The sequence below is a fragment of the Vibrio sp. 10N.261.51.C6 genome (assembly GCF_041471785.1).
Classification (GTDB): Bacteria; Pseudomonadota; Gammaproteobacteria; order Enterobacterales; family Vibrionaceae; genus Vibrio; species Vibrio crassostreae_C.
In genome coordinates this window covers 1-15,571 of the sequence record NZ_JBFRPB010000083.1, presented here as the reverse complement: position 1 = coordinate 15,571, position 15,571 = coordinate 1, and the positions used below count along the sequence as shown (strand labels likewise).

14 protein-coding genes and 1 pseudogene are annotated in these 15,571 nt (G+C 42.9%); 9 read left to right on the top strand and 6 right to left on the bottom strand.

The genetic code is table 11. From position 1 onward, the window contains the following. Positions 1 to 21 precede the first annotated feature (21 nt). Positions 22 to 183, bottom strand: a pseudogene (locus tag AB4375_RS19880) (IS4 family transposase); the annotation flags it as partial. Positions 184 to 380: 197 nt separating this feature from the next. Here AB4375_RS19880 and AB4375_RS19875 point away from each other — a divergent pair. Both AB4375_RS19875 and AB4375_RS19870 read left to right on the top strand, forming a co-directional pair. Next, the gene (locus AB4375_RS19875; protein WP_017069663.1) at positions 381 to 1,286 is read left to right on the top strand and encodes a LysR family transcriptional regulator; all 906 of its coding nucleotides are present in this window, start codon (positions 381 to 383) and stop codon (positions 1,284 to 1,286) included. Positions 1,287 to 1,547: 261 nt separating this feature from the next. Then, positions 1,548 to 2,699: a BamA/TamA family outer membrane protein gene (locus AB4375_RS19870; protein ID WP_017069662.1), complete on the top strand. Its 1,152-nt coding sequence runs from the start codon at positions 1,548 to 1,550 to the stop codon at positions 2,697 to 2,699. Between the two features lie 83 nt (positions 2,700 to 2,782). On the opposite strand, the gene AB4375_RS19865 is transcribed toward AB4375_RS19870, so the two are convergent. From AB4375_RS19865 to AB4375_RS19855, 3 genes are all read right to left on the bottom strand, one after another. After that, complete coding sequence (locus AB4375_RS19865; RefSeq protein WP_017060062.1) at positions 2,783 to 3,340, bottom strand: PhnA domain-containing protein; 558 nt, start codon at positions 3,338 to 3,340, stop codon at positions 2,783 to 2,785. 228 nt (positions 3,341 to 3,568) lie between these two features. After that, positions 3,569 to 6,073, bottom strand: coding sequence for a VolA/Pla-1 family phospholipase (locus AB4375_RS19860; protein WP_372052384.1), 2,505 nt, complete (start codon positions 6,071 to 6,073; stop codon positions 3,569 to 3,571). 18 nt (positions 6,074 to 6,091) lie between these two features. Further along, positions 6,092 to 7,345 carry an outer membrane protein transport protein gene (locus AB4375_RS19855; RefSeq protein ID WP_017060064.1) on the bottom strand — a complete coding sequence of 418 codons (1,254 nt, stop codon included), beginning with the start codon at positions 7,343 to 7,345 and terminating at the stop codon, positions 6,092 to 6,094. A 358-nt stretch (positions 7,346 to 7,703) separates the two neighbouring features. Here AB4375_RS19855 and AB4375_RS19850 point away from each other — a divergent pair, with 358 nt between their 5' ends. Further along, a complete protein-coding gene (locus tag AB4375_RS19850; protein ID WP_017060065.1) occupies positions 7,704 to 8,786 on the top strand; it encodes a site-2 protease family protein in 1,083 nt (360 codons plus the stop codon). A 137-nt stretch (positions 8,787 to 8,923) separates the two neighbouring features. Here AB4375_RS19850 and AB4375_RS19845 read toward each other — a convergent pair whose 3' ends face one another. Continuing rightward, the gene (locus tag AB4375_RS19845; RefSeq protein ID WP_017060066.1) at positions 8,924 to 9,712 is read right to left on the bottom strand and encodes a M48 family metallopeptidase; all 789 of its coding nucleotides are present in this window, start codon (positions 9,710 to 9,712) and stop codon (positions 8,924 to 8,926) included. A 139-nt stretch (positions 9,713 to 9,851) separates the two neighbouring features. On the opposite strand from AB4375_RS19845, the gene AB4375_RS19840 reads away from it, so the two are divergent. The 5 genes from AB4375_RS19840 to AB4375_RS19820 all read left to right on the top strand — a co-directional run bounded on the left by AB4375_RS19840 (position 9,852) and on the right by AB4375_RS19820 (position 13,679). Continuing rightward, positions 9,852 to 10,277: a hotdog fold thioesterase gene (locus tag AB4375_RS19840; RefSeq protein WP_017060067.1), complete on the top strand. Its 426-nt coding sequence runs from the start codon at positions 9,852 to 9,854 to the stop codon at positions 10,275 to 10,277. A 95-nt stretch (positions 10,278 to 10,372) separates the two neighbouring features. Continuing rightward, positions 10,373 to 10,606: a DUF3389 domain-containing protein gene (locus tag AB4375_RS19835; protein WP_017064605.1), complete on the top strand. Its 234-nt coding sequence runs from the start codon at positions 10,373 to 10,375 to the stop codon at positions 10,604 to 10,606. 153 nt (positions 10,607 to 10,759) lie between these two features. After that, positions 10,760 to 12,451 carry an SgrR family transcriptional regulator gene (locus tag AB4375_RS19830; protein WP_017069657.1) on the top strand — a complete coding sequence of 564 codons (1,692 nt, stop codon included), beginning with the start codon at positions 10,760 to 10,762 and terminating at the stop codon, positions 12,449 to 12,451. A 49-nt stretch (positions 12,452 to 12,500) separates the two neighbouring features. Further along, positions 12,501 to 13,406 (top strand): DMT family transporter, encoded by a 906-nt coding sequence (locus tag AB4375_RS19825; protein ID WP_372052382.1) that lies wholly within the window; start codon positions 12,501 to 12,503, stop codon positions 13,404 to 13,406. 21 nt (positions 13,407 to 13,427) lie between these two features. Continuing rightward, positions 13,428 to 13,679: a hypothetical protein gene (locus AB4375_RS19820; RefSeq protein ID WP_017060071.1), complete on the top strand. Its 252-nt coding sequence runs from the start codon at positions 13,428 to 13,430 to the stop codon at positions 13,677 to 13,679. A gap of 124 nt (positions 13,680 to 13,803) precedes the next feature. Here AB4375_RS19820 and AB4375_RS19815 read toward each other — a convergent pair whose 3' ends face one another. Beyond that, complete coding sequence (locus AB4375_RS19815; protein WP_065584967.1) at positions 13,804 to 14,412, bottom strand: DUF2238 domain-containing protein; 609 nt, start codon at positions 14,410 to 14,412, stop codon at positions 13,804 to 13,806. A 199-nt stretch (positions 14,413 to 14,611) separates the two neighbouring features. Here AB4375_RS19815 and AB4375_RS19810 point away from each other — a divergent pair, with 199 nt between their 5' ends. After that, on the top strand, positions 14,612 to 15,451 hold the full coding sequence (locus tag AB4375_RS19810; RefSeq protein ID WP_017060073.1) for an isopenicillin N synthase family oxygenase: 840 nt from the start codon (positions 14,612 to 14,614) through the stop codon (positions 15,449 to 15,451). Positions 15,452 to 15,571 lie beyond the last annotated feature (120 nt).

Genomic DNA, 15,571 nt, shown 5'->3' with positions numbered 1-15,571 from the left:
GTGGAAAGAGCTGCCATCTTAAAGCAGTACATCATCAAAGGTGTCGAGCTTATTTGGTAGACCGACATTCTGCTGGCGAGCAAATTGAGCTATTGCTCGCATAACAAGTTGCCGCATGAAATTAGGAAACTCATTTTTCCTCAACTGGTTATGGTAAGGCTTGTATGCCACGGTGATTCTGGGGACTTTAACTATCTAGCTCGAGTTATCGAATACATTTAAGTTATTCGTTTGACATCAATGATAAAACCTACTAGCTTAAGTAGGTTTTTTTGTTTCAAATTGAGGAATTATTTTCACTAATATTATTCTGACAAAGTAGATATTTCGCCAACCTGTGATAATTTAAATACATAACGATTAAAAGTAAGCACAACAAAATGAATTTCAGCATTGAACAACTTCTCGCGTTCGTTACCGTTTATGACCAACTCTCTTTCAGCAAAGCCGCCGTTAAACTCAATAAACACAGAACGACAATCGGGCAGGTTATTACTAACCTTGAAGACCAACTCGCGGTAAGCCTATTTGAAAGGGTTGGGCGCTCTGTAAAGCCGACAGAAGACGGGCATCTTCTTTACCATTACGCTAAACAAACCATTGAACAAGCTCGTACCTTCGATAAGGTAGCATTGAGCCTCTCTTATGGCGGGTTGGAAAACATCACCTTTGCTTATTCTGGTGTGATACCTCATCAAATGCTTTTGGATATTCGAAAGAAACTGCGTCGTGATTTCCCGATGATGCGAGTGAACTTTTTAATCCGAAACAAAAAGGATATTAAGAAGGGCCTTCAAAGTGGCGAGTACCACTTTGGATTAGTCAATGTGCATGACAGCCGGGGTATACACAGCTTTGATGCGACTTTTCTAGGTCACATTGAGTTTTTCCCATTCGTTCAAAAAAATGGTGAGTTCTCATCTTTGGCGCAAGAGGATGTACTTTTAGCGTTAAGAAATTCAAAGCAGTTTATCTTGAGATCGTTTATTGAAGAGGGAATGTCAGAAAAAGTAACCATGAGCTCCGATAACGAAGAAGTCGATCAATTGGCGTTAGTTATTAAAATGGTTGAAGCCGGTTTAGGGTGGGCACTGTTACCAAAAACGTTTGCTCATTCTGAATTTTCCCATTACGACATTGAACCTATACAGTCGTCTGAAATGCGCCAAGGATTCAAATTCGGTTTTGCGCTTTGGTGCAATCATTCTAAGCAAGTGAAGGATGTAAAATTATCGGTTTTATCTGTTATACAAGAACATGTTGATCGAGTATTGAGTCAATATTAGCAAAAGAAGAATGTAGGTAACTTATTAATAGAGGCTCATTTATATGAGCCTTTTGCGTTTCTGTCATCTCGAAAGCTCTTTAATTTTGTAGGGCGACATCCTCTATATAGGAGTAGGGCAACACCATTATTTGGCCTATTCTATGCCCGTCGATTAAGGACCCCCTTTATTGGCAATAAGTGTTTAATTTCTATGTTTATTGCAAGGAAGCAAACTTTCGGCCGGGTTTCGTCACCCGGTCTTTTTTATGAGGCAAATTTTATGACTCGCTGCGGCGGCATTGTTCTTCTTTCCTGCTTTTTATTTACAACATCTTCTTTCGCATCGTTTTATGATCCTGTTGATGGTCAATTTGATATGGGGCATCACCTTGCGGAAAACGCATATGGCTTTTTGCCTATCCCAATTTTGATTACCGAGCCTGCGGTGGGGTACGGCGGCGGTGTGGCTGGTTTGTTTTTACATGAGACGGATGAGGAAAAGCGACAAAGAAAGCAAGCTGCTCTTTCTGCCATAGATGGTGGTGCGCAGTTAGTACCCTCAGCAATGTCAGTAGTGGGAGCAGTAGGGACAGAGAACGAAACTTGGTTTGTATTTGGTGGCCATAGACGATCTTGGATGAATGATTCCATTCGTTACACAGGAGGCGGCGGCTTTGGTGTTGCGAATTTGGATTTGTACACATCAATCAACTGGGGCCCCATAGATCATGACCTTAGAATAGGCACGTCAACTTCGGTAGCCGTACTTTCACAAAAGGTGCAGTTCCGGATTGGGCATACGCCTTGGATGTTGGGAATAAAGCAGTTATTAGCTAAGTCTGAGATTGAATTTGATAACATGGTTTTAGACCGAATTTTGGGTAACGAATCGGTTACTTCTGGTTTAGGGTTGGAGGCTGAATATGACACAAGAGATAATTTATTTTATCCAACCAAAGGTTACAAATTGTCTGCAGATTACATGGTGTACGACGATGCGATTGGCAGTGATTACAATTACCGAAATTTGAACATAGATGGCGAAGCCTATATCCCAATTGCCAATAAATGGACGTTAGGCTTGGCTGCAAATTATCAAAGCTTCGAACAGCAAGACCTGTTTGTATCACCCACAGCGAAACCGTACGTGTCGTTACGCGGGGTGTCATCTTATCGGTACCAAGGAGATGAGATTGAAACAATTCAAGGCCAATTGACGTATAGCATCACTCATCGTTGGAAGGTGTCTGGGTTTTACGGTTCAGGGGTTGCAAAGCAAGATAACGGCATAAGCCACGACAGTACCGTCAATGCCGGAGGTGTCGGCTTTCGATACCAAATCGCGAGACGTTACGGTTTGCACCTTGGGATGGATTATGCGCAAAGCCATGAAGAACGCGCTATCTACTTTAACGTAGGCAGTGGTTTCTAGAACAACGGAATAGGTTAAATTTTTCCAAGAAAAAAGGCGCTAATTAGCGCCTTTTCGTTTTCTATCACTTTCTTACAGTAAGATTACTTCTTACGGCAGAACTCAGCGATTACGTACATTGATTGACCGCCGTTTGTTTTACCAGAAACAAGCTTAGGATCGTCACCAACGCTGATACCACGAATAACAGTACCTTGCTTAATCACTTGGTTAGTACCTTTGATTGGCAGGTCTTTGATTACTGTTACGTCGTCACCTTTCTTAAGTTCAACGCCATTCACATCAAGAGGCTTGTCATCAGCAGACATGCCGATTTGTGCCCAAACTGATGTTTCTTCTTCAAGGTACATCATGTCTAGCGCGTCCTGAGCCCAGCTTTCTGTGTTCAGACGAGTAAGTTGACGCCATGCCGTTACTTGAACTGGCGCTTCCTGGCTCCACATGCTGTCAGTCAGACAACGCCAGTGGTTGATATCTTTAGGATCGTCAATCTCACCAAGACATTTGTCACATACCATGATGCCGTGATCCACTGTTACGTGGCTGTGTGGCGGCACTGCGTATGCAGTAAGAGAAGAATCAGAACCACATAGTTCACATTTAGATTGGCAGCGTTCTAGCATAGTAGCTTCAGAAGACATAATGGACTCACATTTATTAGGTATTAAATTACGGGGCTATTATCCACTTTATTTACAATAAAGAAAGAGGTCGTACGGTATTCTGTCTTGATTAATTTTAGCTGAGATCAACCATTTGTGTTTTAAAGTTTTATGCAAACGGTCAACTAGGGGACTTGTTCGAACGACAGATACAAAAATGCCAGCGGTTAGGCTGGCATTTGGTTAAATTAAATTTTGCTCATGCGCTTACTTACTCGCATCTAACAAGCCAGCGGTTACGCTTGCAATGCCAGTACCTTGCGACAAGGTAAATTGTACAATTTGTGAGGTCATTTCTGCGTTGGCTGCTGCATCACCAGCATTTTGCTGAGAAATTACAGTGGAGTGGTCTGCTTCTGAAGATGCTTTGTCAAAATACGAAGCCAGCTTGTCTCCCGAAGAGTCCAGTGCAGTATTAACCAAGGATAACTTTTTAAACAGGGGTTCGGTACCTGCTGTTGGAAACTCAGCGACCGAGTTTGGTATCGTTTCGTCACCATTCGCTTGAATACCAAGCACAGGTCCCGTAGTTGTAGATGCAATATTATATGGGTCAACGTTATCTAGAACTGTTTGCGCAGCATAAGTGAATGAAGTAAGGATCGAGTCGATTGTCGCTTTGACTGCTTTGTCTGAGGCTGAAGCACTATCATTACTTAGGGCTGTGTAGTATTCATTAAAGCAATCACCACCTGACTTACTGACTGGCACACAGTTACTTACATAATGTGCTTGGTACTCGGTTACACTTGATAGGCTCACGGTGTGCTTAATCTCAGGAGAAAACGAGCCTGACTTAAGCAAGAAAGGGGCAATGCCACCACCTGGGTTAGCAAGTGTTGCACTTGTATAACTAAACATAGAATCAATAGCAGGGTTCAACGAACTGTTACCAACGGTATAAGAGCTAATACCTGTAATCGCCCCGATAGAATGCCCAAATAGAGACACATTCGTTTTGTCGAGGCTACTAAATGCTGCATCAGTAGCAGAATTTAACGCAAAACGAACTCCAAGACCATCAATGGCGCTCTGACGGATGTTATCTCGTGCAACAGGTAAATACTCAAGATTCATGTATACAGTAGGTGTTGTTGGTGTCGTAACAATATCTGCACTTAGTGCGCGTTGACCGTGAAGTGGTTGGTCGATAGCAATAATTGCATAGGGTTTGTATGGTGCAGATCCAGTAAGTGCGCCGCCAATATGCTGCATCGCAAAAGCATAAGCACTCTCTTTGATGCTAGTGATACCGTGTTGGTACTGTAAAATTGGTAAACTGCTGTCGATAGCTGCTCCTTCAGGTACAAACATAACGAACGGCACTGACTTTGCTGCTCGAATTTGCGGTACAGCGCTGTATTTCGTCATAACTCTAGCGCTATCCAATTGCTCTCCGCTTGCAAGAGTTAACTTTTCTCCAATGAGTAATTGTTGGTACTCTGCTTGATAGAGTTGAGTAGCAGGCTCTGTGATCCCTAAACCTGCCAGCTGTGTAGCAATAGCTGTTTTGTCCGAGTCACTTCCTGAGCTGAGTACATTCAAGATAGTTAAAACACTAGGCATCGCACTGCGCCAAGGCGTTGTTTTCCACGCATTGTTAGTTAACGAATCTGACAGGAAGTACGGTAATTCAACTGTTCCTCGATACACTTGAATAGAAACTGCTGCTGGTGTTGAAAAGTTAGTGTTATAACCCGCAGCTAATTGTGTTGCGCCATCGTCACCAAATGCACTCTTAAACATCGCGTCAGCTTGTACAGCTGTAGCAAAATCCTGTTTCGTTCCATCAACTGTAAATGTATACAGATTATCAAGATCAGCTTCCGAAATACTATTTGGATTCGCTAGGTTCTTCCATATATCAGACGGGGTAACTGCGGGGCTAACTGTTTGTGCAATTGCAGCTTTGGTCCCGTTCATAACGTTACCTGCCGACGCAGTAGTAAACCAAGATGAGTATATGATTTCATCTGAGCTTGATACAGAACCATAGCCAGCGAACAACGCTTCAATTTGATGGATGATTTTCTGTGGTAAATCGAGCGAGCCTGCTTGGTCAATATCTGTCGTTTTTAAAGATGCGTAAGAGCTTGATGTTCCAAGTGGTTCATCTGCGCTATCAACAATTGAGTCAGTTAATGCATAGATGTAGTCAGAGCTAGGATCTAAACCTTTAAGAGGCAACACTTGTATGGTCTTAAAATCACTAGATGCCACTAAGTAGTCAACTCCAGCAGTTAGCGCAGTAAAGTTAGACATTACACCAGTGCTCAGGTCAACATCCACTTTAGCAACTTTTACACCGGCATTTAGGTGCGCGCTAAACGGTGTCGTACCCATCATCACGACATCATTCTTCAGCGTCCTATCACTTGGAAGATTCACATTGATAGTGAACGGCATGATAGTACTCCAACCATCAGCTTCCCCCATGGCTACTTTTGGATCATTCAAGAGCCCCGTTGAATTTACATCTAACGGAATATTTAGAGTGTGATCGTTGGTATCGAACAAGAAAAACGAAGGAAGAGGAACATCCGCTTCATTACCTAGAAGAGTGAAGCTAATTTTTGAACTTCTAGCTAATGATTGGTTGATTGCATCTGAATAAGGTGCCGCTGTTGAATCACCAGAGCTTTCACTATTGTCGCCACAGCCCGCAAGTAGTAATGCTGAGCATACGAGAGATAAAGAAAATTTGTTGTTCATGTAATTATTCCCGTACGGTTAGTTGAAGATGTAGTTAAGTTGTATCGCTGAAAGGTAAGCAACGCCTTCAGCATCAAATGTAAGCTTTTGTCCTGCCGCATCAGTTTCGGTAAACGAACCGCTTTCACTTTGTACGAGTGCAAATGCAGCATCGACAGTCATATTCTCTGAAATAGCGTAGGTGAGACCTGCTGAATACCACATACGATCGCTGTCTGGGATGCTTAATGTCGCTTCACCAGCTTGCTCGTCATACGCTAGGCCCGCTCGTACCGTCCAATTTTGATTAACCATGTAAGTTCCACCTACAGACCATCTCTGATTGTCTTCGTAATGTTCGGTTTTTAAGAAACATTCATTGTTTTTACAATCTGAACTAGTGGCTTTTAACTCTTTGAACTTACTCCACTTAGTTAACTGCCAACCATAGTGTATTGCCCAAGCATCGTTAAGTTGATGAAAAGCAGATAATTCGAAGATATCGGGCAGTTCAATTTCTAGACGCCCTGTGGTTTTACCAGGAGCGCCGTTTTCCATTTTTAGACCTGTGTAATCAGTGAACTCACCGTCATCAAAGTCGAGTTCAACGGATGAGCGGTAACCAAACCCAAAACGGTTGTACTCGTTCAGTTCATATAACGCACCTACATTCCAACCAAAAGCAAAAGTCTCACCAGTCATCGAGATTAGTTTGTCACTTGGTGAGCCACCAACAGGAAGGCTGCCTTTGTGTCTGTTGAGCTCGGCCTCTGCATAAACAAAGTTAACTCCAGCTCCAACACTAAAACTATCGTTAACTCTGTACGCGATATTTGGATTTAAGTTGACTGAAATTAGTGATGTGTCACCTGCCAAATCACCAGCATAAATATCATCTGGGTAATCAGTGGCTACTCCGTAAGTCGTGAACATGCCAATTCCCCAAGCCCATTTGTCGTTGATAGGACTAATGTAATAAGCAGCAGGGACAATTTGTAAAGGAGCTACATCTGATGATTTTTGGTTGAAGTCGTTGTCATTGATTTTGGTTTGAGTAACGTCTACCTCGGGATCAACGATAGAAACCGCGCCTGAAAATTGGGCTGTATCAAATAGGGTCATTGCGGCGGGGTTTCTCGCTAGTACACTCGCGTTATCAGCTACTGCACCTTCACCTGAAAAGGCACGACCAAGACCTGAGGCAGAATGCTCAGCAACTTGGAAACCAGCCGCAAGTGAGTTACATGCAAATAGTACTGAAAGTGAAACGAGAGAGCGTTGTATTGTTTTCATCCTTGACCCTCCTAGGGCATCGAATTTCGTTATTATGGTTTGAAAACACACTGAGCATTTTTGGTGTTGAAGCTCTAATGTAAATAGCATGTTAAATTCATGTTTTATATAAAGTCAAAGAAAGAGTTGTTATTTTGTGAGGTTATGTTTTAAAGGGGCGGCACTTTAACATCGATAATATAAGTATAATCAATAATTTATTCGTGGTTGGAGGTGTGACCAGAGTGTTTATGCATCGTTGCGGTATAAATAGTGTTCAATAGCTCAATATGTAACAACTTTGTTTCTGTTTACCACCATTCGCTAAATCGGCATAATATCGACACTCGTTAGAAGTCATTAAATTGGAATTTTAAGTTTGGAATTACTCGCGATAGAGTTTCTTGGAAAACCGCTTCGTTTAGAAGGATCAATGGCAGGGTGGCAACAGTTGTATTGGGATAACACTTTGGTATCTCAATTAGATGCGACCACAGACCAAGAAGACGCCCGAAAACACGAATTTACACTACGCGCTGGCGAAGAAACGTTGCAGTGTCACGTTGAATCGACCGTTCAGTGGCAACCGTTTGAGATGACGTATAAAGCGTCGGTGAATGGGCAAACCATTACCGAAGGCAATCGAAACACCAAAGATATTGAACAACAAACTCCTGTTGTCGCTCCTAAACCAGAGAAGCGTTTTAGCTTAATTGGGTTGGTGTCGCTTGGTATGAAAGCGCTTAAAAGCGCCAAGCTAATCAAGGTCGTACTAGCTTCTGCGAGTTTAGCGGCCTATTCATGGTTGTTTTCAATTCAGTTCGCTTTGGCCTTAATCGCCTGTTTAATGTTCCATGAGTACGGTCATATTAGAGCGATGAAATACTTCGGCATGAAAACCAAAGGGATCTATTTGATACCATTTCTTGGTGGCTTGGCGTTATCCGATGAAAAGATTAATACGCGTTGGCAAGATGTGGTTATCTCAATCATGGGGCCATTGTTCGGCCTGATATTGTCGTTAGTATTTATGGTGCTGTATTGGGCGACTGGCGAAATGTTCTTTGCCGGCCTTGCAGTATTTAATGCTCTATTAAACCTGTTCAATCTATTGCCGATTTTGCCTCTCGATGGCGGACATGTTCTTAAAAGTATCAGTTTCTCGATGAACAGTGTGCTTGGCATTGTACTTTGTGTCGCGGCTGCCGTTGCTGGTGTGGTATTGAGTTATCAGTTGAATTTAACCCTGTTTGGTTTCTTATTGATCATGGGCAGTGTTGAAATACTGTTTGAATGGAAAGGACGTCATCACAGTCACTTGTTACCGTTAGACAAATACGGGCAAGTCGTGTCGTTCGTTTGGTATGTAGGTTTAGTGAGCAGTTTGATTGGTGTTATCTGGTATTTTGCATCTACTGGTGATCAGCTATTAAGCCTACCATTACAAATTCTTGGTACTTAACGAGTGAGTTTCTGTTGTTGGAATTATCCAGCTGCTTAGTGCACTTGAACTGTTAGCAAGCAAGAAACTGAAAATGCCCTAACCAATATGGATAGGGCATTTTTGTATTTACACCAGCTAGGCGATTCTTACTTAGATTACGCTTTGCAATTTGGTCTTGGTGAACCTGATTGAGGAAGCGTTTTTATCGTTGCTTGTAGATCTTTAATACGCGTACTGTGGGAAGGGTGCGTAGAAAGCAACTCTGGCGGTTGATTACCCCCTGATGCTTTCGCCATGTTTTGCCACAAGTTGACACTTTGGTTTGGATCGAAACCTGCTTGAGCCATATACTCTAAACCAACAACATCGGCTTCAGACTCTTGAGTTCGCCCATACGGTAGAATAACGCCATATTGAACGCCTAATCCTAACGCGGCCATCGTCATACCTTGATATTGTTTGTACTCTGATGCACCTAACGCGACATTAGTAATAGACAAGCCAGTATTAGCGATTTGAGACTGAGACAGGCGCTCATTACTGTGGTCTGCAAGAACGTGTGCCACTTCGTGACCGATAACCGTCGCGAGTTGGTCTTGATTGACTGCAACCTTGAGTAACCCTGTGTATACACCGATTTTTCCGCCAGGTAGGGCGAATGCGTTCACTTGATCACTATCAAACACAACAACTTCCCATTCACTAAAACCTTGTTTAGGAATATATTGAGTGATGCTGTTCGCTACGCACTGAACATAAGCGTTAGTTTTGGCATCTTTGCTGATGGGTTGTTCTTTTTTCATTTGTTCAAAAGACTGTGCTCCAAGCTGAGACATGTCTTTATCTGAAAAAAGCAGCAATTGGTTTCTGCCTGTCGGAGAAGCGCTACACGCGGTTAGGCCTGCTAGTGTGAGAAGCGAGGCAAACTTCATCCATGACGTCATACAATATCCTCTGTGTATTCAGTTTTTATGCATGTTAACATCAACTTGCGTAATAACTAAGGGCTGAAAGATAACTAACAGCCAGTAATATAGAAAAAGCTATGCACGCGATAACAAGATCAATAATTAAGGAACCCACATGAGTATTTGGAAAAAGCCCGTTGACCTAGATACCTTCAACGCGACCTCAAAAAATACCTTAATTGAACACCTCAACATTGTTTACACCGAAGTAAATGACAACTCTTTGGTGGCAACCATGCCGGTTTGTCATTTTACGCACCAACCACTGGGTATGCTTCATGGCGGCGCATCGGTTGTGCTAGCAGAAACGCTTGGCTCATTGGCTGCAAACTTCTGCGTACCAGAAGGCTATTATTGCGTTGGGCTCGATATCAATGCGAACCACGTAAGGTCAATGCGTGAAGGGCATGTCATTGGTACTGCTGAGCCTATTCACTTGGGCGTCTCTACTCAAGTATGGCAGATCAATATCACTGATGATCGTCAACGCTTAGTTTGTACCAGCCGTTTAACCATTGCCGTTAAGAAACATAAGCGATAACAGACTAGGCAGTCGTACGCTGGTTTTGTCTTTAGAAGAAGTAATCAGTACTTAGAACAAGCAATCAGTATTTAAAGAAGTAACCCGAGAAGCCCATGGTCATAACGTTTAAAAGTGGAAAAGTCATCGCAACCGCACATGAATTGGTTGTTCGTTTAGATGGGGAGCATAGAGTCACGCTGCAAGCCCAAGTTGATGCAATTCAATTGATCGGAAAAGGGGCAAATGTTATTTCAGCTAACGGTTCTGAGTGTAAATGGTCGATAAAATTAGACGATGAACAGCAGCTCCGTGAAATCGCTAATGAAATTGGCTGCGATGTAATGTAATCCTTTACGGTAAAGGCACTTAACCCTTAAGATTGAATAACATCTTAGGATGTCGTACTCATAATTCACAATAAAATTGTGTCAGTAATATTGATTTTACGCCATAAAATAGGGAAACTGAATTCAATGTCCTTTGAATAAGTTTTCCTCTTTATGAGCAGCCCAAGACTTCGCGTTCAATTTGAAACCCTGTTTGAATACTTCGATGGTAAAGATTCTGATGTTCAACTCGACGACATCACGGATGTGCTTTGTTGTACCCGTCGTAATGCCCGAATGGTACTCAACAAGCTTGAAGAAGAAGGGTGGGTAGAATGGTTACCTGCAGCTGGTCGAGGGAAGTTATCTCAACTTATCTTTAAACAGAATCGTTGTGATGTCAGCGAGAACTTAGCAAGACGCTACTTGCAGGAAGGAAAAATTGGACAGGCGCTGTCAGTGCTTGATCACAATGCTGCCAAACTCACGCAAGTTATTCAAAACTACTTGGGCGTACAGTATCAAGAAGGCGAACAAGTTATTCGTTTGCCTTATTACCGGCCGCTTTCAATGCTTAACCCAACCAAATCGATGCGTCGTTCAGAGCAACATATCGCTTGTCAGGTATTCAGTGGGTTGACTCGTCTAGATGAGAATGACCAACTTCAACCCGATCTTGCTCATTCATGGCAAAAAATCAGCGATTACCAATGGCGATTCTTCTTGAGACCCGGTGTTCGTTTCCATAACGGGGAACCTCTGTTAACCAATCATGTTGTGGATACACTGCTTGCACTCGAACCTCTCAACATGTTTTCGCATATCAAAGATGTCTCTTCACCTGCAAATTGTGTAGTAGATGTTTTTCTCACACGTCCAGACAAGTATTTTCCCCTCGCACTAACGGAATCGGTCGCTAAAGTCACATTACCGATCACTTTACGTGGTGAAGACTACGATATTCGACCGATTGGAACGGGACCTTATCGCATTGAAAAGAACGACGAGAAACAACTCGTGTTAACCGCTTTCAATGGGTACTTTGGTTTCAGACCGTTAATTGATCGCGTTGAAGTTTGGGTGGTGGATGAGGCTTATTCTTCAATGGTTTACCCAAGCCTATCTAAGCCTGTTATGGCCGACCGTGGCGATAGCGATGAAGTAGAACTCGATCCTGGTTGCACGTATTTACTGCTCAATAGAAAGAAGGGTATTGCACAAGATCCCGCATGGGCACAGTTTTTATCTAACGCGTTGAATGCGGCGGATCTGTTTGTTCATATTCCCAAAGAGACTGTTATCGATTTGGGCGTGTTACACGCTTATGGGATAAAACCCGGTTGGTATGACATAAAGTTAAAAGTGCCCGTTTGTCCACCAGCAGATTCGAAGCCTACCATAAGATTAGCGTATCAATGCCAACACCCAATGTTCCCAACGCTTGCAAAGGCGATTGTCACGGTGCTGAAGCAATACAACGTCGATGTTGATCTTTACGGTTACGAAACCGATCCTCCGCACGCCGATGATGTTGATGTTTGGATTAACCCTATGGGCATCGCCAATAACAGAGACGACGCCTTGGCTGGCTGGTTAATGGACTACAGTTTTCTTGATGAATCTAGCCCGGCAGAGGACTTCGACCAATGGTGTCACATGATTGACCGTTGGCGTTCTGGTGAATTCGAGCAATTCCCAGCACGACAGTTAGGTAAACAACTGGTCCAAAGCAATCAATTGATCCCGATGTTCCATTGCTGGTTAGGCGTTAATAAAGATCAATGTGGTACGTTGCAAAACGCGAAATGTAATGCATTAGGTTGGTTCGACTTTAGCCAAGTTTGGGTGAAGCCTGACGTTGATTGAAATCCAAGAAAACTCAGTTAGGACCAAATAACTCATTTAGGAAAAAACGATGCAAACTCTGATGGTTACATTTATTACGCTGGTGGCATTTGCTGCTAATTCAGTTTTGTGTCGCTGGGCCTTAATGGATCAAACGATTGATCCTTTGAGCTTTTCGATCGTTCGCATCTTATCTGGTGCGCTTACGCTTCTGATTTTATTAACTTTGTCTTCCCAATCTAAAGCTAGACGTGTGTTAACAAACAACACATCGCTATACACAAGGCTAAAATCACAGTTTCAATTCACGTCAATACTGTCACTGCTCGTGTATATGTTTGGTTTCTCGTTTGCTTACTTAGAGCTCGGCGCAGGTCTTGGTGCTCTGGTGTTGTTTGTCGCAGTGCAATTTACGATGATTGCCGCGCACCTGTTTTCTGGAAACAGAATGTCGCTCATTGAGTGGGGCGGGTGTTTGTTATCTGTGGCAGGGCTTGTTTACTTGTTAATGCCAACGGAATCGGCACAGGCACCCGACTTAGTTTCTATCATCTTGATGTCTCTGGCCGGAATTGGGTGGGGCATTTACACATTGGCAGGAAAGAAATCGTCAAACGCACTGCAATCGACCACCGCTAACTTTGGATTCAGTTCGCTAGTTATCCTTGTGGCATTGAGCTTATTAGTTTTGATACCTAATGCGTTAACGCAAGTGTCTATCACTGAGAAAGGTTTGATTTACGCGATTATATCGGGCTCTGTGGCTTCTGGTATCGGTTATAGTTTGTGGTATTACGTAGTGAAAAAACTGAATACCGTGGTTGCGTCTATTGCACAGCTTTCTGTTCCAGTTATCGCGACACTTGGTGGTGTATTACTGTTATCTGAACCTGTCACTATGCAATTTATAGTCTCATCAACCGTTATACTTCTTGGGATAAGCTTGGTTCTTGTCGCACCTAAACTTAAGAAATAAAGAGTTCAATCATTAACTTCTATGGCTAAACCAAACAAGAAACAACCGACCAAGACGGTTCAGATTTTCTGTGCCAAATGCAAAACGCAGCTTTTTAAGTATCGGAAAGGTGGCAAAGGTGCACTCGTGAAATGTTTTAAGGAGCGTATCGTTGAAGATTTCACGACAAAACCATGTGTGTGCCCTGAATGCGGGATTGAATTTGCGCGAGACACTTTGGTTCGAGGTACGCCAGCCTACAAGTTTGTTGGTGGCAAGGTAACGATGAAATAACCCGTCACGATGAAACGACCAATCATTATAAACGAGAAAATAATGTTGAAACTAAAAATGCCACAGCACAGTTTGTGTGTGGCATTTCAACATTGCTTTTGATACTCAGAGTAAAGCATTGAGCTCAGTAAGCTCTGACACGCCATTGAAGCTTAAGAAGTAATAGCGAGACAATTGCGCCCGTGGTGTCACACAGCATATCTTTCTGTGCATCCCAAATATCACCTTGTGAGCCAAGGAACGCGATACCTTCATCACCACCTGCAATCTCCGCGTACCACCACTCGATAATTTCATAACCTGCAGCCACACTCATGATCGCAAATAACGCAAAGAAACATGCAAGCACCGGTTGAGCCAGTTTTTTACGAATCAAGTACTCAGCGAGTGGGTAAGCATAAAGGCCAATTGAGAAATGCGCGACACGGTCAAAGTTATTCCGTTCTGAACCTATCATGTTATTGAACCAATCAAATGGCACTTCCGCGAAGGTATATTTTGCGCCTATCGTATGCAAAATCAGCCAGATAAACATCAAAACGTAAGCTGTCTTAGTGAAGGTGAGCTTTGTTGATAACCACCAAATACCCACCAATATCGCGAGCGCTGGGACAATTTCGGCAATCCACACCGCTCTTGAAGAGGGAGCGAACGCTGAAAATAGAAACACAGTCAGATACAGCGTCGTCAATGACAGCAATGGTCTATTTTGAGCAAGTGGCGTAATTGTCATCATCAGATCCTGTATTAGTTTCATGTATAGTTACACAATAATGAACAGTGTTCAATTGCGCTCTAATCACCATATTTGTTGAAAACCGGCGTTATCGCCCAGTATCTAGACAAACGGTTGCGAGAGTTTCACAAAAGTTTGATTTACAACAAAGCGATCCTTAAAATCGCTCTATTACTACATAACAAGAAAGAAAGTCATGAAACTGGAAACTGTCGATTACCTTGCTGACGACGCAGCAGAACAATTTGTTCGCTCTCTACGTGAAACTGGTTTTGGTGTTCTTAAGAACCACCCAATCCCGAAAGAGCTTGTTGAGTCAATTTACGAAAACTGGTACCAATTCTTCATCTCTGAAGAAAAAGAGAACTTCCACTTTAATGTTGAAACACAAGATGGATATTTTCCACCTTCAGTGTCTGAAGTTGCTAAGGGCCACACTGTAAAAGACATCAAAGAGTACTTTCACGTATACCCATGGGGTCAAATCCCTGAGCAGCTGAAAGAACAGATTCTAGATTACTACCAACGTGCGAATGCTTTTGCTCAAGAGCTGCTAGGTTGGGTTGAAGCTCATGCTCCTAAAGAAGTACAAGAGAAATTCTCTATTGCGTTATCAGAAATGATCAACGGCAGTGAACAGACTCTGCTTCGTGTTCTTCACTACCCACCAATGCAAGGTGATGAAGAGCCAGGTGCAATCCGCGCTGCGGCACACGAAGACATCAACTTACTGACGGTTCTTCCTGCTGCAAGCGAGCCGGGCCTTCAAGTTAAAGCTCAAAATGACGAGTGGCTAGATGTTCCATGTGACTTCGGTAACATGATCATCAACATCGGTGACATGCTTCAAGAAGCATCTGGTGGTTACTTCCCATCGACAACTCACCGTGTAATCAACCCATCAGGTGAACGCCAAGAGAAGTCTCGTATCTCTTTGCCTCTATTCCTTCACCCGAAACCAGAAGTAGTGCTATCTGAAAAGTACACAGCAAACGAATACCTAATGGAACGTCTAAGAGAGCTTGGCGTTATCTAGTCAGTTCAATGCTTCGTCCCTAAAATTGGGATAGATGTGAAAGGTCAGCTAAGTCGCTGACCTTTTTTGTATCCGTACCAAAGAATTGCGGCTTTATTACTAGGGCGTGTTGATCTTTCG

Coding starts and splice junctions, on each gene's coding strand:
- AB4375_RS19875 (WP_017069663.1), top strand. CDS start 381: ATGAATTTCAGCATTGAACAACTTCTCGCGTTCGTTACCGTTTATGAC.
- AB4375_RS19870 (WP_017069662.1), top strand. CDS start 1,548: ATGACTCGCTGCGGCGGCATTGTTCTTCTTTCCTGCTTTTTATTTACA.
- AB4375_RS19865 (WP_017060062.1), bottom strand. CDS start 3,340: ATGTCTTCTGAAGCTACTATGCTAGAACGCTGCCAATCTAAATGTGAA.
- AB4375_RS19860 (WP_372052384.1), bottom strand. CDS start 6,073: ATGAACAACAAATTTTCTTTATCTCTCGTATGCTCAGCATTACTACTT.
- AB4375_RS19855 (WP_017060064.1), bottom strand. CDS start 7,345: ATGAAAACAATACAACGCTCTCTCGTTTCACTTTCAGTACTATTTGCA.
- AB4375_RS19845 (WP_017060066.1), bottom strand. CDS start 9,712: ATGACGTCATGGATGAAGTTTGCCTCGCTTCTCACACTAGCAGGCCTA.
- AB4375_RS19840 (WP_017060067.1), top strand. CDS start 9,852: ATGAGTATTTGGAAAAAGCCCGTTGACCTAGATACCTTCAACGCGACC.
- AB4375_RS19835 (WP_017064605.1), top strand. CDS start 10,373: ATGGTCATAACGTTTAAAAGTGGAAAAGTCATCGCAACCGCACATGAA.
- AB4375_RS19830 (WP_017069657.1), top strand. CDS start 10,760: ATGAGCAGCCCAAGACTTCGCGTTCAATTTGAAACCCTGTTTGAATAC.
- AB4375_RS19825 (WP_372052382.1), top strand. CDS start 12,501: ATGCAAACTCTGATGGTTACATTTATTACGCTGGTGGCATTTGCTGCT.
- AB4375_RS19820 (WP_017060071.1), top strand. CDS start 13,428: ATGGCTAAACCAAACAAGAAACAACCGACCAAGACGGTTCAGATTTTC.
- AB4375_RS19815 (WP_065584967.1), bottom strand. CDS start 14,412: ATGACAATTACGCCACTTGCTCAAAATAGACCATTGCTGTCATTGACG.
- AB4375_RS19810 (WP_017060073.1), top strand. CDS start 14,612: ATGAAACTGGAAACTGTCGATTACCTTGCTGACGACGCAGCAGAACAA.